Origin of the sequence: Pantoea sp. BR_17, assembly GCF_041955125.1 — a bacterium.
Taxonomy (GTDB): Bacteria; Pseudomonadota; Gammaproteobacteria; order Enterobacterales; family Enterobacteriaceae; genus Pantoea; species Pantoea stewartii.
On the sequence record NZ_JAVAXT010000013.1, the window covers coordinates 124636 to 145503 of the forward strand.

Annotated in this window: 18 protein-coding genes; 12 read left to right on the plus strand and 6 right to left on the minus strand. The window is 54.7% G+C overall.

Features of this window, described 5'->3' with window-relative positions; genetic code table 11:
• Positions 1-4 precede the first annotated feature (4 nt).
• The 8 genes from nuoI to RAC60_RS18720 all read left to right on the plus strand — a co-directional run bounded on the left by nuoI (position 5) and on the right by RAC60_RS18720 (position 8035).
• On the plus strand, positions 5-547 hold the full coding sequence (gene nuoI / locus RAC60_RS18685) for an NADH-quinone oxidoreductase subunit NuoI (protein WP_006120020.1): 543 nt from the start codon (positions 5-7) through the stop codon (positions 545-547).
• A gap of 10 nt (positions 548-557) precedes the next feature.
• Positions 558-1109: an NADH-quinone oxidoreductase subunit J gene (nuoJ, locus tag RAC60_RS18690; RefSeq protein WP_006120019.1), complete on the plus strand. Its 552-nt coding sequence runs from the start codon at positions 558-560 to the stop codon at positions 1107-1109.
• Positions 1106-1408 (plus strand): NADH-quinone oxidoreductase subunit NuoK, encoded by a 303-nt coding sequence (gene nuoK, locus RAC60_RS18695; RefSeq protein WP_028724970.1) that lies wholly within the window; start codon positions 1106-1108, stop codon positions 1406-1408. Before nuoJ ends, nuoK begins: the two co-directional genes overlap by 4 nt.
• Complete coding sequence (gene nuoL / locus RAC60_RS18700; RefSeq protein WP_033740625.1) at positions 1405-3240, plus strand: NADH-quinone oxidoreductase subunit L; 1836 nt, start codon at positions 1405-1407, stop codon at positions 3238-3240. Before nuoK ends, nuoL begins: the two co-directional genes overlap by 4 nt.
• Before the next feature lie 209 nt (positions 3241-3449).
• Positions 3450-4970: an NADH-quinone oxidoreductase subunit M gene (gene nuoM / locus RAC60_RS18705; protein WP_375094134.1), complete on the plus strand. Its 1521-nt coding sequence runs from the start codon at positions 3450-3452 to the stop codon at positions 4968-4970.
• Between the two features lie 6 nt (positions 4971-4976).
• Entirely contained in the window at positions 4977-6434 is a 1458-nt protein-coding gene (nuoN, locus tag RAC60_RS18710; protein ID WP_375094135.1) for an NADH-quinone oxidoreductase subunit NuoN, read from the plus strand.
• Between the two features lie 192 nt (positions 6435-6626).
• Entirely contained in the window at positions 6627-7532 is a 906-nt protein-coding gene (locus RAC60_RS18715; protein WP_205955515.1) for an alpha/beta hydrolase, read from the plus strand.
• Between the two features lie 41 nt (positions 7533-7573).
• Positions 7574-8035 (plus strand): GNAT family N-acetyltransferase, encoded by a 462-nt coding sequence (locus RAC60_RS18720; RefSeq protein WP_054633423.1) that lies wholly within the window; start codon positions 7574-7576, stop codon positions 8033-8035.
• Between the two features lie 122 nt (positions 8036-8157).
• On the opposite strand, the gene RAC60_RS18725 is transcribed toward RAC60_RS18720, so the two are convergent.
• On the minus strand, positions 8158-9816 hold the full coding sequence (locus RAC60_RS18725) for a glucan biosynthesis protein D (protein ID WP_006120012.1): 1659 nt from the start codon (positions 9814-9816) through the stop codon (positions 8158-8160).
• Positions 9817-10148: 332 nt separating this feature from the next.
• Between RAC60_RS18725 and elaB the strand changes: the two genes are divergently transcribed.
• Both elaB and RAC60_RS18735 read left to right on the plus strand, forming a co-directional pair.
• Positions 10149-10460 (plus strand): stress response protein ElaB, encoded by a 312-nt coding sequence (gene elaB / locus RAC60_RS18730; RefSeq protein WP_033740963.1) that lies wholly within the window; start codon positions 10149-10151, stop codon positions 10458-10460.
• A 170-nt stretch (positions 10461-10630) separates the two neighbouring features.
• Positions 10631-11827, plus strand: coding sequence for a nicotinamide mononucleotide deamidase-related protein YfaY (locus RAC60_RS18735; protein WP_054687646.1), 1197 nt, complete (start codon positions 10631-10633; stop codon positions 11825-11827).
• A 74-nt stretch (positions 11828-11901) separates the two neighbouring features.
• Here RAC60_RS18735 and RAC60_RS18740 read toward each other — a convergent pair whose 3' ends face one another.
• Positions 11902-12489 (minus strand): TetR/AcrR family transcriptional regulator, encoded by a 588-nt coding sequence (locus RAC60_RS18740; protein WP_110268198.1) that lies wholly within the window; start codon positions 12487-12489, stop codon positions 11902-11904.
• Between the two features lie 145 nt (positions 12490-12634).
• Between RAC60_RS18740 and RAC60_RS18745 the strand changes: the two genes are divergently transcribed.
• Entirely contained in the window at positions 12635-13024 is a 390-nt protein-coding gene (locus tag RAC60_RS18745; RefSeq protein WP_039339659.1) for a RidA family protein, read from the plus strand.
• Between the two features lie 71 nt (positions 13025-13095).
• Here the strand turns inward: RAC60_RS18745 and yfaE are convergent, their stop codons facing one another.
• The 4 genes from yfaE to ubiG all read right to left on the minus strand — a co-directional run bounded on the left by yfaE (position 13096) and on the right by ubiG (position 18038).
• Positions 13096-13356 carry a class I ribonucleotide reductase maintenance protein YfaE gene (gene yfaE, locus RAC60_RS18750; protein ID WP_006120007.1) on the minus strand — a complete coding sequence of 87 codons (261 nt, stop codon included), beginning with the start codon at positions 13354-13356 and terminating at the stop codon, positions 13096-13098.
• A gap of 2 nt (positions 13357-13358) precedes the next feature.
• Positions 13359-14489, minus strand: a complete 1131-nt coding sequence (gene nrdB, locus RAC60_RS18755) for a class Ia ribonucleoside-diphosphate reductase subunit beta (RefSeq protein ID WP_006120006.1) — start codon at positions 14487-14489, stop codon at positions 13359-13361.
• A gap of 78 nt (positions 14490-14567) precedes the next feature.
• Positions 14568-16853 (minus strand): class 1a ribonucleoside-diphosphate reductase subunit alpha, encoded by a 2286-nt coding sequence (nrdA, locus tag RAC60_RS18760; RefSeq protein WP_033740614.1) that lies wholly within the window; start codon positions 16851-16853, stop codon positions 14568-14570.
• Between the two features lie 456 nt (positions 16854-17309).
• Positions 17310-18038 (minus strand): bifunctional 2-polyprenyl-6-hydroxyphenol methylase/3-demethylubiquinol 3-O-methyltransferase UbiG, encoded by a 729-nt coding sequence (gene ubiG / locus RAC60_RS18765; protein ID WP_033740611.1) that lies wholly within the window; start codon positions 18036-18038, stop codon positions 17310-17312.
• 176 nt (positions 18039-18214) lie between these two features.
• Here ubiG and gyrA point away from each other — a divergent pair, with 176 nt between their 5' ends.
• On the plus strand, positions 18215-20857 hold the full coding sequence (gene gyrA, locus RAC60_RS18770; protein ID WP_033740609.1) for a DNA topoisomerase (ATP-hydrolyzing) subunit A: 2643 nt from the start codon (positions 18215-18217) through the stop codon (positions 20855-20857).
• Positions 20858-20868 lie beyond the last annotated feature (11 nt).

Sequence of the window (20868 nt, forward strand, 5' to 3'; positions counted from 1 at the left end):
ACAAATGACGTTAAAAGATATTGTCGTAGGCTTCGGCACGACAGTGCGCAGTATCTGGATGATTGGCATGCACGCCTTCGCGAAACGCGAAACCCAGATGTATCCAGAAGAGCCGGTCTACCTGCCACCGCGTTACCGTGGCCGTATTGTGTTGACCCGCGATCCTGATGGTGCAGAGCGTTGTGTTGCCTGTAACCTGTGTGCGGTAGCCTGTCCGGTAGGCTGTATTTCGCTGCAAAAAGCGGAAACCAAAGACGGCCGCTGGTATCCAGAGTTCTTCCGTATCAACTTCTCACGCTGCATTTTCTGCGGCCTGTGCGAAGAGGCCTGCCCAACCACCGCTATCCAGCTGACGCCGGATTTCGAACTGGGCGAGTTCAAGCGTCAGGATCTGGTATACGAAAAAGAAGACCTGTTGATCTCGGGGCCGGGTAAATATCCGGAGTACAACTTCTACCGTATGGCAGGTATGGCAATTGACGGTAAAGATAAGGGTGACGCAGAGAACGAAGCGAAACCTATCGACGTCAAAGGCTTACTACCTTAAGGAGCAGGGCATGGAATTTGCGTTTTATCTTTGCGGACTGGTGGCGGTGGTGACGACGTTGCGCGTGATCACCCACACTAATCCGGTACATGCGTTGCTGTACCTGATCGTTTCGCTGTTATCGGTGGCTGGCGTCTTCTTCTCTCTGGGTGCCTACTTTGCAGGTGCGCTGGAAATTATTGTGTATGCCGGCGCCATCATGGTGCTGTTCGTGTTCGTTGTGATGATGCTTAACCTGGGCAAAGCCACACAGAAACAGGAGCGTGAATGGTTAAGTCCGTCGTTGTGGATTGGTCCGGGCCTGGTTTCGTTGCTGCTGCTGGCAGTGATGATCTACGCCATCATGACGGCACATGACCAGGGCATTGACGGCAAAATTATCGATGCGAAAGCGGTGGGCATCAGTTTGTTTGGCCCGTATGTGCTGGCGGTTGAACTGGCATCAATGCTGCTGCTGGCCGGCCTGGTTGTGGCTTTCCACCTCGGCCGCGAAGAGCGCCAGGGCGAAGTCCTGAGCAACCGTTCAAACGATGCCGCGCAGGCGAATAAGGAGCAAGCATGATTCCCTTACAACATGGATTGATTCTGGCGGCGGTGCTGTTTGTGCTGGGGCTGACCTCGCTGGTGTTGCGCCGTAATCTGCTGTTTATGCTGATAAGCCTGGAAATCATGATCAATGCCGCGGCGCTGGCGCTGGTTGTTGCAGGCAGCTACTGGGGACAGGCTGACGGTCAGGTGATGTATATTCTGGCTATCAGTCTCGCCGCAGCGGAAGCCAGTATTGGGCTGGCCCTGCTGCTTCAGCTCTATCGTCGTCGTCAGACGCTGAACATTGATACTGTGAGCGAGATGCGCGGATGAACCTTCTCTATTTAACTGTCTTATTTCCGCTAATCGGCTTTCTGCTGTTAGCGTTCTCCCGTGGCCGCTGGTCAGAAAACCTGTCCGCGACCGTGGGCATGGGATCGGTCGGGCTGGCTGCGCTCACCACGGTGTTTGTGGGTTTCGACTTCTTTGCCCACGGGCAGCAGGTCTTCACTCAGGCGCTGTGGACCTGGATTCATGTCGGCAATTTTAATATTCAGGTCAATCTGACGCTGGATGGCCTGTCGCTCACCATGCTGTCGGTGGTGACCGGTGTCGGCTTCCTGATCCATATGTTCGCCTCGTGGTATATGCGTGGAGAAGAGGGATATTCACGCTTCTTCGCTTATACCAACCTGTTTATCGCCAGCATGGTTGTTCTGGTTCTGGCGGATAACCTGATGCTGATGTATCTGGGTTGGGAAGGGGTAGGGCTGTGCTCCTATCTTCTGATCGGCTTCTATTACAGCAATCCGGAAAACGGCAAGGCGGCGATGAAGGCATTCATCATCACGCGCGTCGGTGATGTCTTCCTGGCATTTGCGTTGTTCATCCTTTACAACGAACTGGGTACGCTCAACTTCCGCGAAATGGCGGAACTGGCTCCGGCACACTTTGCGGCGGACAACCATATGCTGCAATGGGCCACGCTGATGCTGTTGGGTGGCGCAGTAGGTAAGTCTGCGCAGCTGCCGCTTCAGACCTGGCTGGCCGATGCGATGGCAGGTCCAACGCCGGTTTCCGCGCTGATTCACGCCGCCACCATGGTGACGGCAGGGGTTTACCTGATTGCCCGCACCCACGGCCTGTTCCTGTTGACGCCTGAAGTGCTGCATCTGGTCGGCATTATCGGTGCGATTACGCTGGTACTGGCGGGTTTTGCTGCTCTGGTCCAGACGGATATCAAACGTGTACTGGCTTACTCCACCATGAGTCAGATCGGCTACATGTTCCTGGCGCTGGGTGTGCAGGCGTGGGATGCCGCCATTTTCCACCTGATGACCCATGCCTTCTTTAAAGCCTTGCTGTTCCTGTCCTCAGGTTCGGTTATCCTGGCCTGCCACCACGAGCAGAACATCTTTAAGATGGGCGGACTGCGTAAAAGCATCCCACTGGTGTACACCTGCTTCCTGGTCGGCGGTGCTGCCCTGGCCGCATTGCCGCTGATTACCGCCGGTTTCTACAGTAAAGATGAAATCCTGTTTGGTGCACTGGCGAACGGCCATTTGAACCTGATGGTCGCGGGTCTGGTAGGGGCGTTCCTGACCTCAATCTACACCTTCCGCATGATCTTTATCGTCTTCCACGGCGAAGAGAAAATCCATGCACACGCGGGCAAAGGCATTACCCATCATCTGCCACTGATTGTGTTGCTGGTGCTCTCAACGTTTGTGGGTGCATTAATTACCCCACCGCTGGCGGGCGTTTTACCGGCCAATGAGTTTGGTGAGAACGGTAAAGTCACGCTGGAGATCGCGTCCGGCCTGGTCGCGGTTGCGGGCATCGTTATCGCCGCTGCCCTCTGGCTGGGCAAGCGTCAGCTGGTCAGCAGCGTGGCCAACAGTGCGCCGGGCCGTTTCTTCGGCACCTGGTGGTTCGCCGCCTGGGGCTTTGACTGGCTCTACGACAAAGTCTTCGTCAAACCGTATCTGGGCATTGCGTGGTTGTTAAAACGCGATCCTCTTAACGGCCTGATGAACCTGCCTGCATTGCTTTCACGTATCGCCAATAAAGGTCTGGTGGTCAGTGAAAACGGGTATTTGCGCTGGTATGTCGCGTCGATGAGCGTTGGTGCCGTCGTTGTGCTGGCGCTGCTGCTGGTAATTTAAAGATTGATGAGCGGGTAGGTGTGAAAACTTACCCATTAAGAATGTCAAAGATTGTCTGATGTAAGGGCGTAATCGGCGCAGTCCGTTTTGCCACCGCCAGCGCACAGCAACCGGAGCGTACTGAAGTACGTGAGGATTGCGAGCACTGCCGGGGGCGAAACGGGCAAGTGAGATAGCCCGAGCCAGGACAAAAAAAAGGGAAGTATGCCGTGTTATTACCTTGGCTAATTTTCATACCCTTCTTCGGTGGTTTCGTCTGCTGGCTCACCGAGCGCTTCGGCGCGAAGGTGCCTCGCTGGATCGCACTGATCACCATGGGGCTGACGTTGGCGCTCTCGCTGCAACTCTGGTTGCAGGGGGGCTATTCACTGACGCAGGCAGCGGGTATTCCGCAGTGGCAATCGAGCTTCTCAGTACCCTGGATTCCCCGTTTCGGCATTAATTTCCAGTTAGCGCTTGATGGCCTTTCGCTGTTAATGGTGGTGCTGACCGGACTGCTCGGCCTGATGGCAGTGCTGTGTTCCTGGAACGAAATTGAAAAGTATCAGGGCTTCTTTCATCTGAACCTGATGTGGATCCTGGGCGGCGTTATCGGCGTGTTCCTCGCCATTGACATGTTCCTGTTCTTCTTCTTCTGGGAAATGATGCTGGTGCCGATGTACTTCCTCATCGCGCTGTGGGGACATAAAGCATCGGACGGTAAAACCCGTATTACCGCCGCGACCAAATTCTTTATTTATACTCAGGCATCCGGTCTGGTGATGTTGATTGCGATTCTGGCGCTGGTGTTTGTTCACTACAACGCCACGGGCGTCTGGACGTTCAACTACGAGCAGTTGCTGAAGACGCCAATGTCGCACACCGTGGAGTACCTGCTGATGCTGGGCTTCTTCATCGCGTTTGCGGTGAAAATGCCGGTTGTCCCGCTTCATGGCTGGCTGCCTGATGCGCACAGTCAGGCTCCGACCGCAGGTTCAGTTGACCTGGCGGGTATCCTGCTGAAAACCGCCGCCTACGGCTTACTGCGCTTCAGCCTGCCGCTGTTTCCAAACGCCTCGGCAGAGTTTGCACCGATCGCGATGTGGTTAGGGATCATCGGGATTTTCTACGGTGCCTGGATGGCGTTCTCGCAGACGGATATCAAACGCCTGATCGCTTACACCTCGATTTCGCACATGGGCTTTGTCCTGATTGCGATTTACACCGGTAGCCAGTTGGCCTTCCAGGGCGCGGTTGTACAGATGATCGCGCACGGCCTGTCAGCAGCGGCGCTGTTTATCCTGTGCGGACAGCTTTACGAACGTCTGCATACCCGTGATATGCGTCAGATGGGCGGTTTGTGGTCGCGCATTAAATGGATTCCAGGGTTATCCCTGTTCTTTGCTGTCGCCAATCTGGGTATGCCAGGTACGGGTAACTTCGTCGGGGAATTCATGATCCTGACCGGCAGTTTCCAGATCGTTCCGGTCATTATCGTGATTGCGACCTTTGGCCTGGTTTTCGCCTCGGTCTATTCGCTGGTGATGATGCAACGTGCCTACTACGGTGAAGCGAAATCGAAAGATCCGCTGCCGGGCATGTCGGCGCGTGAATTCCTGACCATTGGGGTGCTCGTGGTCCTGCTGGTGCTGCTGGGTGTTTATCCTCAGCCGATTCTGGATACCTCACATGCTGCAATGAGCAATATTCAGCAGTGGTTTACCGCTTCAATTTCAACTACAAGGCCGTAATTCGCCATGACAATAACTCCTCAACAATTGATCGCGTTGCTGCCGCTGTTAATCGTCGGATTGACGGTGGTGGTTGTGATGCTGTCCATTGCCTGGCGACGCAACCACTTTGTTAACGCCACGCTAACAGTGGTTGGCCTGAACCTGGCGCTGCTGTCACTGTATTTTGTCGGTCAGGTTGGCGCGATGGATGTCACGCCGCTGCTGCGTGTAGACGCGTATTCGATGTTCTATACCGCCCTGGTGATGCTCGCCAGCCTGGCAACCTGTACTTTTGCCTATCCGTGGCTGGCCACGTTCCCGGACAACAAGGACGAGTTTTATCTGCTGGTTCTGATTGCTGCACTGGGCGGTATCGTGTTGTCAGCGTCTAACCACCTTGCATCACTGTTTATCGGGATTGAACTGCTGTCACTGCCGTTGTTTGGTTTGATTGGTTACGCCTTCCGTCAGAAACGTTTGCTGGAAGCGGCCCTGAAATACACCATCCTGTCGGCGGCGGCATCGTCTTTCCTGCTGTTTGGTATCGCGCTGATTTACGCTGACTCGGGCAACCTGGGCTTCGTCAGCCTGGGTAAAAGTCTGACGGACAGCATGATTCAGGAGCCGCTGCTGCTGGTCGGTCTGGGCATGTTGATTATCGGTCTGGGCTTTAAACTGTCACTGGTGCCATTCCATCTGTGGACGCCGGACGTTTATCAGGGCGCACCCGCACCGGTTTCTACTTTCCTTGCTACCGCCAGCAAAATTGCGATCTTCGGTGTTATCATGCGCCTGTTTATGTACGCGCCGGTGACCGACAGCGAAGCCGTACGGACAGTACTGGCCGTGATTGCCTTTGTCTCCATCCTGTTCGGTAACCTGATGGCGATTTCGCAAAGCAATATCAAGCGCCTGCTGGGTTACTCTTCTATTGCGCATCTGGGATATCTGCTGGTCGCGCTGATTGCGGTGAAAGATCATCAGCTGTCGCTGGAAACCGCAGGGGTTTACCTGGCCGGTTACCTGTTCAGCAGCCTCGGCGCGTTTGGTGTGGTAAGCCTGATGTCCAGTCCTTATCGTGGCCCGGATGCCGATTCACTTTACTCCTATCGCGGGCTGTTCTGGCACCGTCCGATTCTGTCGGCCGTGATGACCGTGATGATGCTGTCGCTGGCGGGTATCCCCATGACGCTGGGCTTTATCGGTAAATTCTACGTGATTGCCTCTGGCGTGAGCGCCAACCTGTGGTGGTTGACCGGTGCGGTGGTGGTCGGCAGTGCGATTGGTCTTTACTATTATCTACGCGTTACCGTCAGTCTTTATCTCAGCCCGCCTGAATTGCTGAGCCGCGATACGCCAGCCAACTGGGCCTTCACCGCCGGTGGCGTGGTTGTCTTGATCTCCGCGATTCTGGTGTTGGTGCTGGGCGTTTATCCGCAGCCATTAATCAGACTGGTGCAGATGGCCCAGCCGCTGATGTAATGTCACGCTGTTGCGATCAATCAGGCCTTCGGGCCTGATTTTTTTGTCTGAAAATCGACACAGGTGATTTTTGCATAGCCTTCGCAATATCACGTCGCGTCCGCTTTTCTCTTCGTTTTCATTCTGCATCTTCATTCTGTTTCCACAGTTTCGTGCTGAAATGGGGCGAACAGATAAGGGGGAGCATTGCTTATGGATCGCCGACATTTTCTGCTGGGGTGTACCGCAACGCTGCTGACGGCAAAAAGCACACTGTCATTCGCCGCGCAGGCCGCTGTCGCCCAAACCGTTATTCCCCTCTGGCCCGGCACGCCACCCGGCGGTGGCGGGCCAGAAGGGCCGGTTGAGACATCGCCTTCAGGCGCAGAGCGTCATATCGCCGTACCCACCTTAACCGTCTTACGACCGGGCATGGGGAACGGTCATGTTGTCCTAATCGCCGGCGGTGGCGGCTATAAACGGATAGAAATGGCAAAAGAAGCCTGGCCCGCGGCTCGCTGGTTAACGGCGCGCGGCTACACTGCGGCGATATTACGTTATCGTCTGCCGTCCGAACACTGGGGCGATGGTAACCGGGTTGCCCTGCAGGATGCGCTGCGTGCCCTGCAACTGGTCAAAGCACAGGCAACAGGGTTAACGGTGCTGGGGTTTTCGGCCGGTGCGCATTTGCTCGGGATGGCCATCAGCCCGATGGGTGCGCGCATGGGGGCGGTGACAGAGGCACAGGACAGCGCACCTGTTCAGGTTGACGGTGCCGCGCTGATTTATCCCGTCATTACGCTGGAAGCGCCTTATACGCACACATCCACTCACCGCGTTTTGCTGGGGGCGCATCCTACGGCGGCAGAAGACGCCGCCTGGTCGGTGCAGAATACGGTGACAGCAGCATCACCGCCTTTTTTTCTGGTGCAGGCCGAAGATGACCCGATATCCGATCCCCACAACACGCTGATCATGGCGCGAGCCTGTCAGCAACATCACGTAAATGTGGAGATGATCCGCTACCCAACCGGCGGGCACGGTTTTGGTATGGGGAAACCCGGCACACCCACCATGGCCTGGCCTGCGCGTTATCAACACTGGCTGCAAAGCCGCTAGCAGGCTACAGTGAGGGGTCGGTTATTGAATGAGGATGAGACATGCATATCAGTTGGCTGGATCTGCACCAGCAGGCATTAAGCGTCCCGCAGCTTTATGCAGTACTGGCGTTGCGCTGTGAAGTCTTCGTAGTGGAGCAGCAGTGCGCCTATCTGGATGTGGATGGTCAGGATTTGCAGGGCGAGAATCGTCACCTCCTCGGCATGGCGCAGGATGACCTGCTGGCCTATGCGCGCATCCTGTCGCCCCGGCGCGCCGAGACAGAGGTAAAAATTGGGCGCGTCATCATCTCCAGCAAAGCCCGTGGCCTGAATTTAGGTAACCAGTTGATGATGCAGGCGATAGCCAGCTGTGAACAGCACTGGCCAGGGCATGCACAGTTTCTTTCTGCCCAGGCGCATCTTGCGGGGTTTTATCAGCGTCACGGTTTTGTCGCGGTCAGCGACAGCTACCTTGAGGACGGTATTCCCCATATTGATATGCGCAGAGCAGGGGGGAAATAAACCGCGCTAACGGCCTGAAGGTTTTATTCCTCCCTCAGCCTGTCGCGTGTTCTTTTCACGTACGCAAAAAAAATGCATCCCGGCGCCAGGCCTGAGATGCATTATGCCGTGAGATGGCCATGTTAGCTGACGGTCATCTGGCGATCGTCAACGTATTTACGCTGGTCTGGCGGGGGCGGCACATACTGATAGAGCCACGTTTCGCTCAGCGTTTCGTCTTTGGTGCGCAGGAACAGACGCATCTCAACGGGTTGTACGCTGTCGCTGTCAGGATACCAGTCAAAGAGTATACGGTACCCTTTGATCGGCTCAACATACAGAATCTCAACCTGCTTAAAGGTGCCGGAGGACACGGTAATCACCGGTTCAATGCCCTTTGGTGCGGCGGCCTGCAAATCGCCGCCGATAAAGTCAACAGCAAAACGGCGGCACCACACATCCGGGAAGTGCTCGCCTGGCGCCCAGCCTTCGGGGAAGCCGCCGATGCCGGTGCGGGTTGCATCCACGCGCGCCAGTTGGCTCTGTACGGGCGGCAGTGCGCTCCAGTAGAGTTTGTACGAAAAACTGAACGCGTTGCCCGCTTTGATCGGTTCGGCGGGCTGCCAGAAGCAGACGATGTTATCGAGCGTTTCACCGGTCGTGGGGATTTCCATCAGGTTGATGGCACCTTTACCCCACTTACCAACCGGTTCCACCCACAGGCTTGGCCGCTTGTTATACCAGCCAATCACGTCCTGATAATTCTCAAAGTCATGATCAAGCTGAAGCAGACCAAAACCACGCGGGTTTTCATCTTCGTAGGCGTTGAACTGCAGGCGCTGAGGGTTATTCAGCGGACGGGCAATCCATTCCCCTTTCCCGCTCCACATTGCCAGACGATCGGAGTCGTGAATCTGGGGATGGTAGGTGTTACACATCCGACGCTCGTTGGTGCCGCAGCTGAACATACTGGTCATCGGCGAAATGCCTAACTGACGAATATCCTTGCGGGCAAAGAGATGATTCTCAATGTCCATCACCACGCGTTCGGCTTCGCAGTGAATCACAAACTTGTATGCGCCGGTGATGCTGGCCCCATCCAGTAAGGCATAGCAGGTGAAGGTTGTGTCTTCGGCTTTCGGCGTTTCAAACCAGAACGCCGTAAAGTCCGGAAACTCTTCCTGGCCATTGCTGAAGGTGTTAATGGCGACGCCACGCGCGGACAGCCCGTACTGGTAAGTATCATCGACAGCACGGAAGTAGCTGGCACCGAGAAAGGAGACGATATCGCGGCGGGCCAGTTCAGGTTTTTTAAAGGCACGGAAGCCCGCAAACCCCAGATCGGTTTTGCCTTCCAGCTGCTTAGTGTCGACTTTCGCATCGTTGTAGTTAAACAGCTCGGTGCGGAAGTGGATTTCGCGTGCCTCACGGCTGGCACTGTCGACGGAAAACATGCGGATGCGGCGTTTAAAGCCCATGCCGACGTGGAAAAACTGCACATCAAGCTCGCGATTCGGAATGTTGTTCCACAGCGAGTGATTAGCATCGTACTGAATATCGTTGTAAGCCTGCGGCGTCAGGTTAGCCAGCGTTTGCGGCAGCGGGCCCGGTGGACCACCCCACGGCTTTTTGGCCAGTGCGGCCGCGTTCTTTTTTAACTCGTCGAAATCGAAGCGCACTGCGATTCCGTCAGCAATGCCATCATCTGCCCAGGCGGATTGCGCGAATAGCGTTGATAAGCCTGTCATACCGCTCACCGCGGAGAAGGCCATTGACGCTTTCATAAACATTCTTCGATTCATGCCGGAGATCATTCCTTAGCTTTTCGAGTTTGTTGTGACTGTCGTGTCGAAGCACAGAGCCTGATTATTACAGGCAACAGCAGGGTACGACAGTCGGCTTAGAGAAAAATTCAGTTCGCTGAAAATTTATCAGATAAATCAAATAAACGAAGCGAAATTGCTTTAAGCAAGTCATCTCTTACACTTCTTTGCGTAATCACAGCCTGCCATAAGTTGACGCGCGTGCGCTTTCCTTGCGCCGATTTTCAGGTGATTCCTGGTAAGGGGCCGCGCAAAGCCCTCATTTATGGCTATAGTTAACCAGGTGCATTGCAATTCACATGGAGGAAATGATGGTAAAACAGACTGAATCTTTCGACACGGGCTATGACGACGATATCGCACTGCTGACTGAAACGCTGGAAGAAGTGCTGAAGTCATCAGGTGATCCGGCCGATCAGAAATATATCGAACTGAAAACCAAAGCTGAACGCGCGCTGGAAGATGTTAAATCACGTGTCAGCCAGGCCTCAGATAGCTATTACTACCGTGCCAAACAGGCCGCGTACCGTGCTGATGATTACGTCCATGAAAAACCGTGGCAGGGCATTGGCATCGGTGCTACTGCAGGGCTGGTATTAGGCCTGCTGCTGGCGCGTCGCTAATCTCAATCGCCTAAAACGGGCAGGCGCTGTCCTGTCCGTTCTCCCTTTCTGGTTCTTCCGCACTTCTGTCACCTGCCTGAAAATGCCGTTACCCGGTTAATTCCTGCCCGCAGATTGTGTTTTGTTCAGGGGCTTTCTAAAGTAAAGCGACAGGCACAAGGAGAATGAATGTGATAAGAGTTGAAATGCTGTCCACGGGCGATGAAGTGTTACATGGACAAATTGTCGATACCAACGCCGCCTGGCTGGCTGATGTGTTATTTCAACACGGGCTGCCGATGACCAGCCGGACTACGGTGGGTGACGCAATGTCGTCGCTGGTGGAAACGCTAAAGGCCCGCAGTCTTGAGGCGGACGTGCTCATCGTGAATGGTGGACTGGGGCCTACCACTGACGACCTTAGCGCCCAGGCCGCGGCCAAAGCGAGCGGGGTAGGGCTGGTGATGCAGGAAGCCTGGCTGGAAACGATGGAAGCCTGGTTCGCCAGCCGAGGACGGGTTATGGCTGAGAGCAACCGTAAACAGGCAGAAATTCCCGCTAACGCCGAAATGCTGGATAACCCGGTCGGCACCGCCTGTGGCTTTGCACTGCAACTCAATCGCTGCTGGATGTTCTTTACGCCAGGCGTTCCCTCTGAATTCAAGGTGATGGTCGAACAACAAATCATTCCGCGTCTGAAAGCGAAGTTCGACCTGCCTGAACCGCCCGTTTGCCTGCGGCTGACCACCTTTGGCCGGGGAGAAAGCGACATTGCGAATGAACTTGAACCCTTGCCGCTGCCGGAGAACGTGCTGATGGGCTACCGTTCTTCCATGCCGATTATCGAAATCAAACTTACGGGGCCAGCCGAACAGCGCGTCGCGATGGAGCAGGTCTGGCAGCAGGTACGTTTGTTGCTGGCCGAGTGTACGATATTTGAAGGCACTGAGGGGCTGCCTGCACTGCTGGCGCGGGAACTGCATCAACGTCACTGGCGGCTGGCGATCAGCGAACAGTACACCGCAGGGTTACTTTACTGGCAACTGGCTTCGGCTGACGTGCCCCTGAGCGCCAGCGAAATTCTGCCGCAGCAGGACGAGAGTCTGGATGTTCAGGTCATGCGCACCCAAGCACTGGCGACGCGCTTGCAGACTCAGCTTGCCCTGTCCGTCGGCAGTCTGAGCGAAGACGCGATCTCTGTGGCGCTCCATACACCGGAAGCGACCTGGGGACAACGTGTTAAATTCAATAGTGGTCGTCACAACCTGGAAACCCGTCAGAAAGTGGTGGCGATGATGGCAATGAACATGCTGCGGCGCTGGTTACACGGCAGCGAGGTCAGCACAGGGCACGGCTGGATTGATGTGCTTGAAACTATCAAGCATTAAAAATACGGACCGGTGCCAAACGGCACCGACCGCCTTCTTTTCTGTTCCCCGCGTTTCCTCAACTAACACGCTGTTTAACGCCGTAGCCCCGTCGCCAAGACGGTAAAGGTCGCCGTGACTTTAGCCAGCGTGACCTGGGGCTCAGCGCTGGCGGCCACCCACAAGGCGGCAGTAAACGCCGCACCATTCAGCAAGCGGGCAGCGGCTTCAACATCCACGGGCTTCAGCACGCCGCTCGTGACCATCTCCTCCAGTGCATGTTGGGTTGCGGTCAGGCAGGCGTTCTGGCTGGGCCACAGCGAGGGATCGCCAAGAAAGGCCGGGCCATCCAGTAATACAATACGCTGCACTTCGGGGTCCAGCGCCATCTCGATATAGGCGATACCTTCCGCCAGCAACTGGTTCCAGCTGTCGCCCGCACTGGCCGCGCGCGCTTTTGCACGCTGGGCGATTTCACTGTCGACTTCCGCGACCACAGCGGCGAGAAGGCCACGTTTATCGCCAAAATTGTGATAAAGCGCACCGCGCGTTAAACCAACGCTCGCCGTCAGCTCATCCATGGACGCGGCAGCAAACCCCTTTTCGGCAAAGGCTTTACGTGCGGCGGCAATCAGCTTAAGGCGATTTTCTTCCATTGTGACCGCACGAGGTCGTCCTGCCATGGTTCTCTCCTTTTCGTATACATTGCGTATCTGAAATTGACATACGGGGCGTATGTGTGTTTTATTTCACATACGGGAAGTATATTAAATCATGTCGTCATGAGGCGCATGATTTCCTGATAACAACTCACCAGAGGGTAAAACAATGAGCAATCGTGAAGCAATTTTCCCGGCGGGTCGTCATGCGCTGTATGAAAGGCATGGCTATTCCGCTGCGATCCGCTCGGGCGACCTGCTGTTCGTCTCGGGTCAGGTTGGCAGTCGCACGGACGGATCGCCTGAACCGGATTTTGCTGCTCAGGTGCAACTGGCCTTTGAGAATCTGCGCCAGACACTGGCGGCGGCAGGCTGTTCGTTCGATGATCTTATTGATGTCACCACGTTTCATACCGACCCTGAAACGCAGTTCGCTACCATTATGGAAGTGAAAAAAGCGATATTTCCGCAGCCACCTTATCCTAACTGGACGGCGGTCGGCGTTAACTGGCTGGCAGGATTCGATTTTGAAATCAAAGTCATTGCCCGTATCCCCTGAGTCAGCACCCGGCGAAAAAAAACCGTCATCCGGTTGGGATGACGGTTTTTTTAAACGCTTTGGCTCAACCACTAGAGTTCAAGCTCGATTTCACCTTTCGCCTTACAGCAGCAGGGCAGGATCTCCCCCTGTTCAATAAAGGCCAGCGGGGTTTCCGCGTAGTCGACCTCGCCGCGCAGTAACCGCATACGGCAGGAGCCGCAGTAACCTTCCCGGCACTGAAACTCCACGCACAGGTTGTTGGCTTCCAGCATGGTCAACAGATTAGGATGATCGTCTGCGCACTCCAGTCGGGTGCCGGAACTGCGCAGAATAACAACAGAACGGCTCATCGTTATAACTGGAAGTCGTCGAAGTCGTTTTCGCCCACTTCTGAATCAATCTGACCCACCAGGTAAGAACTGACTTCCACTTCCTGCGGGGCAACCTGAACGTTATCGGACACCAGCCAGGCGTTGATCCAGGGAATCGGGTTCGAGCGCGTTTCGAACGGCAGATCGAGGCCAACCGCCTGCATACGAATGTTGGTGATGTATTCGATATACTGGCACAGGATATCTTTGTTCAGACCGATCATGGAGCCGCCGCTGAACAGGTAATCTGCCCACTCTTTCTCCTGTAAGGCCGCTTTCTTAAACAGCTCGAAGCACTCTTCACGGCATTCGGCGGCAATTTCTTTCATTTCAGGATCGTCTTCACCGGTGCGCAGCAGATTCAGCATGTGCTGGGTGCCGGTCAGATGCAGAGCTTCGTCGCGTGCAATCAGCTTGATGATTTTGGCGTTGCCTTCCATCAGTTCTCGCTCAGCAAACGCAAAAGAGCAGGCAAAGCTGACGTAGAAGCGGATCGCTTCCAGCGCATTGACGCTCATCAGGCAAATATACAGCTGCTTTTTCAGCGCGCGCACGTTAACCGTAATGGACTTACCATTGACCTGATGCGTACCTTCGCCCAGCAAATGCCAATAGTTAGTCATCTCAATCAGGTCATCGTAGTACTTAGAGATGTCCTGCGCACGCGCCAGAATCTGCTGGTTGGTGACGATATCGTCAAACACTACAGACGGATCGTTCACGATGTTGCGAATGATGTGGGTGTACGAGCGAGAGTGGATCGTTTCGGAGAACGCCCAGGTTTCGATCCAGGTTTCCAGTTCCGGAATCGAGATCAGCGGCAGCAGTGCCACGTTCGGGCTGCGTCCCTGAATCGAGTCCAGTAACGTCTGGTATTTCAGGTTGCTGATGAAGATATGCTTTTCATGATCGGGCAGGGCCTGGTAGTCGATGCGATCGCGCGAGACATCGACTTCTTCAGGACGCCAGAAGAACGAAAGCTGCTTTTCGATCAGTTTTTCAAAGATATCGTATTTCTGCTGGTCAAAGCGCGCCACGTTAACGGACTGACCGAAAAACATAGGCTCTTTCAGCTGGTCATTTTTGTTTTGTGAAAAAGTGGAGTAAGCCATAAAAAACTGTCCATGGTAGACGAGGCTCAGCACCGGCCTCGCGGAAAAATGTGGGCGGGAAAGGCTCCCGCCCGACCGTCAGATCTTACAGGCGCCGCTTTCGCAGCCATCATCCTGAATAGAAGGTGCCAGATCGTCCTGCGCATCTTCCGCACCATCACGGGTGTTTTGGTAGTAGAGCGTTTTCACGCCAAACTTGTAGGCGGTCAGCAGATCTTTCAGCAGTTGCTTCATCGGCACTTTGCCATTCGGGAAGCGCGACGGATCGTAGTTGGTATTTGACGAAATCGCCTGATCGATGAATTTCTGCATTACGCCAACCAGTTGCAGGTAGCCATCGTTGGACGGCATATCCCACAGCAGTTCGTACTGATCTTTAAGACGCTCATACTCCGGCACCACCTGACGCAGGATACCGTCTTTAGATGCTTTAATACTGATATGGCCGCGCGGCGGTTCGATACCGTTGGTGGCGTTTGAAATCTGCGACGAGGTTTCAGACGGCATCAGGGCAGAAAGCGTCGAGTTGCGCAGGCCGTGGGTTTTAATCTGCTCGCGCAGGGTTTCCCAGTCCAGGTGCAGCGGCTCGTTGCAAATCGCATCCAGATCTTTCTTGTAGGTATCAATTGGCAGCACGCCCTGTGCATAGGTGGTTTCATTGAACCACGGGCAGGCGCCTTGCTCTTTAGCCAGCTCATTTGAGGCTTTCAGCAGGTAGTACTGAATGGCTTCAAAGGTTTTGTGCGTCAGGCCATTCGCGCTGCCGTCGGAGTAGCGCACGCCGTGCTTCGCCAGGTAGTAAGCAAAGTTAATGACGCCAATGCCCAGCGTACGACGACCCATCGCACCCCGCTGCGCGGCCGGAATCGGGTAATCCTGATAATCCAGCAGTGCATCCAGCGCGCGTACGGCCAGCGTGGCCAGCTCTTCCAGATCGTCCAGGCTGTCAATCGCACCAAGGTTAAACGCTGACAGCGTACAGAGCGCAATCTCACCGTTTTCGTCGTTGACGTCATTGAGCGGTTTAGTTGGCAGCGCAATTTCCAGACACAGGTTCGACTGGCGTACTGGCGCAATACTGGCGTCAAACGGGCTGTGTGTGTTGCAGTGGTCAACGTTCTGGATGTAGATACGGCCGGTAGAGGCGCGTTCCTGCATCATCAGCGAGAACAGATCCACCGCTTTCACACGCTGCTTACGAATGCTACTGTCTTGTTCGTATTTGGTGTAAAGACGTTCAAATTCGTCCTGATCGGCAAAGAACGCATCGTACAGGCCAGGTACGTCTGACGGGCTAAACAGCGTGATGTCCTCGCCCTTCAGCAGGCGCTGGTACATCATTTTGTTGAGCTGCACACCGTAGTCCATGTGACGCACGCGGTTACCTTCCACACCACGGTTGTTTTTCAGGACTAACAGGCTTTCCACTTCCAGATGCCACATCGGATAGAACAGGGTCGCTGCGCCGCCACGGACGCCGCCCTGCGAACAGGATTTCACCGCCGTCTGGAAGTGCTTGTAGAACGGGATACAACCGGTATGGAAAGCTTCACCGCCGCGAATCGGGCTGCCCAGCGCGCGGATACGACCCGCGTTAATACCAATACCTGCGCGTTGTGAAACGTATTTCACAATAGCGCTGGAGGTCGCGTTGATGGAATCCAGGCTGTCGCCACATTCAATCAGGACACAGGAGCTGAACTGACGTGTTGGCGTACGCACTCCCGACATGATTGGCGTCGGCAGGGAGATTTTAAACGTGGAAATCGCATCGTAGAAACGCTTGATGTAATCCATCCGGGTCGCACGCGGATAGCCTGAGAACAGGCAGGCCGCCACCAGAATGTACAGGAACTGGGCGCTTTCGTAGATCTCACCGGAGACGCGGTTCTGAACCAGATATTTGCCTTCCAGCTGTTTCACGGCCGCATAGGAGAAATTCATGTCGCGCCAGTGGTCGATGAAGCCGTCCATCTGCTCGAACTCTTCACGGCTGTAGTCTTCCAGCAGATGGCGATCGTATTTGCCCAGGTCAACCATCTTAACGACCTGATCGTACAGCGCGGGCGGCTCAAACTGGCCGTACGCTTTTTTACGCAGGTGGAAGATCGCCAGACGGGCGGCAAGGTACTGATAGTCAGGGGCATCGCGAGAAATAAGGTCTGCAGCGGCCTTGATGATCGTTTCATGGATGTCAGAGGTTTTGATGCCATCATAAAACTGAATGTGGGAACGCAGCTCTACCTGTGAAACCGACACATTGTTCAGCCCTTCAGCTGCCCAGTCGAGGACACGGTGAATTTTGTCGAGATCAATGCGCTCCTGGCGGCCATCGCGTTTAGTAACGAGCAGACTTTGGTTCATGTCGCGTTTTTACCTTTGCGTGAGTATCCAATAATTAAAAGAAATCCCGATTTATACACAGCATATTCATTGTGAATAATGTTGTGGATAAACACTACATCTTGGGGTTGTCGAAGATAAGTATAACAATATGGAGGCTTATTCTAGTATTTTGCTGGCGCTTAACAAGAGGAAAAAATGATGTCTGCGGGGGTTGTATTTTCTGCGGGTTTTCTTAGGCCGCGTCTCGTAAGGCCGCAGGTCTTGTCAACCAGTCTGAGAAAATATTGCGATTTATGATCGACCGCTGATTTTTCAAACATTGCGCGACTTTTTCCAGCATTGGTCTATGCGAAAGCCTGTTTTGAGCCATAGCCGTCGTGCCACAGGGCTTAACGCGTAGCGGCAGGGAGGATAGCGTTTTGTGATGACAGTGGGATGACAGCAGCGTGGGCAAAGCCGCACGCTGCACAGGAATTACGCCTCGCCGTGATGCGTGTGGATCATGTAGTTCACGTCCACACCTTTGCCCAGACGGAACCGATCGGTAAGCGGGTTGTAGTGCAGGCCCGTCATGTTGCGTTCACGCAGCGGGGTTTCATCCACCCAACCCAGCAGCTCAGAGGGACGGATAAATTTCTTCACATCATGCGTCCCACGCGGCACCATGCGCAGGACATATTCCGCACCGAAAATCGCCATCAGCCAGGCTTTGGGATTACGGTTAATGGTCGAGAAGAACACCTCGCCACCGGGTTTAACCAGCTGCGCGCAGGCGTGCACCACCGAACGTGGATCCGGCACGTGCTCAAGCATCTCCATGCAGGTCACCACATCGTACTGGCCTGCATGCTGGCTGGCATGCTCCTCGACCGTTTGTTGCACATAGTCGAGCGTCACGCCGCTCTCCAGCGCATGCAGTCGTGCCACCTCAAGTGGCTCCGCGCCCATATCCAGCCCGGTGACGATTGCACCTTCCCGGGCCATGCTTTCCGCCAGGATACCGCCACCACAGCCGACATCGAGCACTTTTTTACCGAACAGCCCGTGACTGTGTTGCGCAATGTAGCCCAGCCGCAGGGGATTAATACGGTGCAGCGGTTTAAATTCGCCCTCCAGATCCCACCAGCGCGAGGCAACGGCCTCGAACTTGGCAATTTCCTGTGCATCGACATTGTGCTGAGGGTTCTGTGGTTGTGCATTCATTGAATCGTGACTCCTGACAAAATGTGACATCAGTATAAACGCTTAACTTATCATGGCGCATCTTATCAACATGAGTAAAAGCACCTTAATAAGGTGGTTAACGTTCACCAGTGAATTGCGGTGTGATATACTTTCGCACCTTTAAAATCCGGGATTAGTAGAGGGATAGCGGCTCCATGAGCGACCTTGCGAGAGAAATTACACCGGTTAATATCGAAGAAGAGTTAAAAAATTCTTACCTCGATTACGCCATGTCGGTCATTGTTGGCCGAGCTTTACCCGATGTGCGTGATGGCCTGAAGCCAGTACATCGCCGCGTACTCTACGCGATGAGCGAACTGGGTAATGACTGGAACAAACCCTATAAAAAATCTGCCCGCGTCGTCGGTGACGTTATCGGTAAATATCACCCGCATGGTGATTCTGCCGTTTACGACACCATCGTACGTATGGCCCAGCCTTTCTCCCTGCGTTACATGCTGGTGGACGGTCAAGGCAACTTCGGATCCATCGACGGCGACTCCGCTGCGGCGATGCGTTATACCGAAGTGCGCATGTCTAAAATCGCCCACGACCTGTTAGCTGATCTGGAAAAAGAGACCGTTGACTTCGTACCGAACTACGACGGTACCGAGCAGATCCCTGAAGTTCTGCCCACCAAAATCCCTAACCTGCTGGTCAACGGATCGTCCGGTATTGCCGTCGGTATGGCCACCAACATTCCGCCGCATAACCTGCGCGAAGTGATTAACGGCTGCCTGGCTTATATTGAAGATGAAAACATCAGCGTTGAAGGGCTGATGGAACACATTCCGGGGCCTGATTTCCCGACGGCGGCCATTATCAACGGGCGTCGCGGCATTGAAGAAGCCTATCGCACCGGTCGCGGTAAAGTTTACATCCGTGCCCGTGGTGAAGTGGAAGTGGATGCCAAAACCGGACGTGAAACCATCGTCATTCACGAGCTGCCCTATCAGGTGAACAAAGCGCGCCTGATAGAGAAGATTGCCGAGCTGGTGAAAGAAAAGCGCGTCGAAGGAATCAGTGCGCTGCGCGATGAGTCTGATAAAGACGGCATGCGTATCGTCATTGAAATCAAGCGTGACGCCGTTGGTGAAGTGGTTCTCAATAACCTCTATTCCCTGACTCAGTTGCAGACCTCTTTCGGTATCAACATGGTCGCTCTCCATCAGGGCCAGCCGAAGATTATGGCGCTGAAGGAGATTCTCGAAGCCTTCGTTCGCCATCGCCGTGAAGTGGTGACACGCCGTACTATTTTCGAACTGCGCAAGGCGCGCGATCGGGCACATATCCTTGAAGGTCTGGCGATTGCGCTGGCTAACATCGATCCGATTATCGAACTGATTCGCCGCGCACCAACGCCAGCGGAAGCAAAAGCGGGTCTGATCTCGCAATCGTGGGCGCTGGGCAATGTGGCCGCGATGCTGGAACGTGCAGGCGACGATGCGGCCCGTCCAGAGTGGCTGGAAGCGCAGTTCGGTATCCGTGATGGTCAGTATTACCTGACAGAACAACAGGCGCAGGCCATTCTGGACTTACGTCTGCAGAAGCTGACCGGCCTTGAGCATGAGAAGCTGCTGGACGAGTACAAACAGCTGCTGGATCAGATTGCAGAATTACTGCACATCCTGTCCAGCTCAGAACGTCTGATGGAAGTCATTCGCGAAGAGCTTGAGCTGATGCGCGATCAGTTCGGCGACGACCGCCGCACTGAAATTACGGCTAACAGCGCCGACATCAACATCGAAGACCTGATCAATCAGGAAGATGTTGTGGTGACATTGTCGCATCAGGGCTATGTGAAATATCAGCCGCTGAGCGACTATGAAGCCCAGCGCCGTGGCGGTAAAGGCAAGTCTGCCGCCCGAATCAAAGAAGAAGACTTTATCGATCGTCTGCTGGTGGCGAATACCCACGACACGATCCTGTGCTTCTCCAGCCGTGGCCGACTCTACTGGATGAAAGTCTACCAGTTGCCTGAAGCCAGCCGTGGTGCACGTGGGCGTCCTATCGTTAACCTGTTGCCGCTGGAAGCCAACGAACGTATTACGGCGATTCTGCCGGTACGTGAATACACCGAAGGCTTTAACATCTTCATGGCTACCGCCAGCGGGACCGTGAAGAAAACGGGTCTGCAGGAGTTTAGCCGCCCACGTAGCGCAGGCATTATCGCGATTAACCTGCGTGATGACGATGAGCTGATCGGTGTGGCGCTGACGAACGGCAACGATGAGGCGATGTTGTTCTCTGCGGCCGGTAAGGTGGTGCGCTTTGCAGAATCCGCGGTACGTGCCATGGGCCGAACGGCTTCGGGCGTACGGGGCATTAAGCTGGCGCAAAACGATCGCGTAGTTTCGCTGATCGTGCCGCGTGAAGAGGGCGCTATTCTTACTGTTACGCAGAATGGCTACGGTAAGCGTACCGCGAACAGTGAGTACCCGACCAAATCCCGTGCAACGCAGGGCGTAATTTCCATCAAAGTAACTGAGCGTAATGGCCCGGTTATTGGTGCGGTACAGGTTGTCGACAGCGATCAGATCATGATGATCACCGATGCCGGCACACTGGTAAGAACCCGTGTCTCCGAAGTCAGCATCGTGGGCCGTAATACCCAGGGTGTGATCCTGATTCGTACAGCCGAAGACGAGAATGTTGTCGGTCTGCAGCGCGTAGCGGAACCGGTGGAAGAAGAAGAACTGGATGCTATCGATGGCAGCGTGGCGGAAGGGGACGATGATATCGTACCTGAAGTCGACAATGACGACGATGATGAACCGGCAGTGGACGACGACGAGTAAGTTACCCGTCG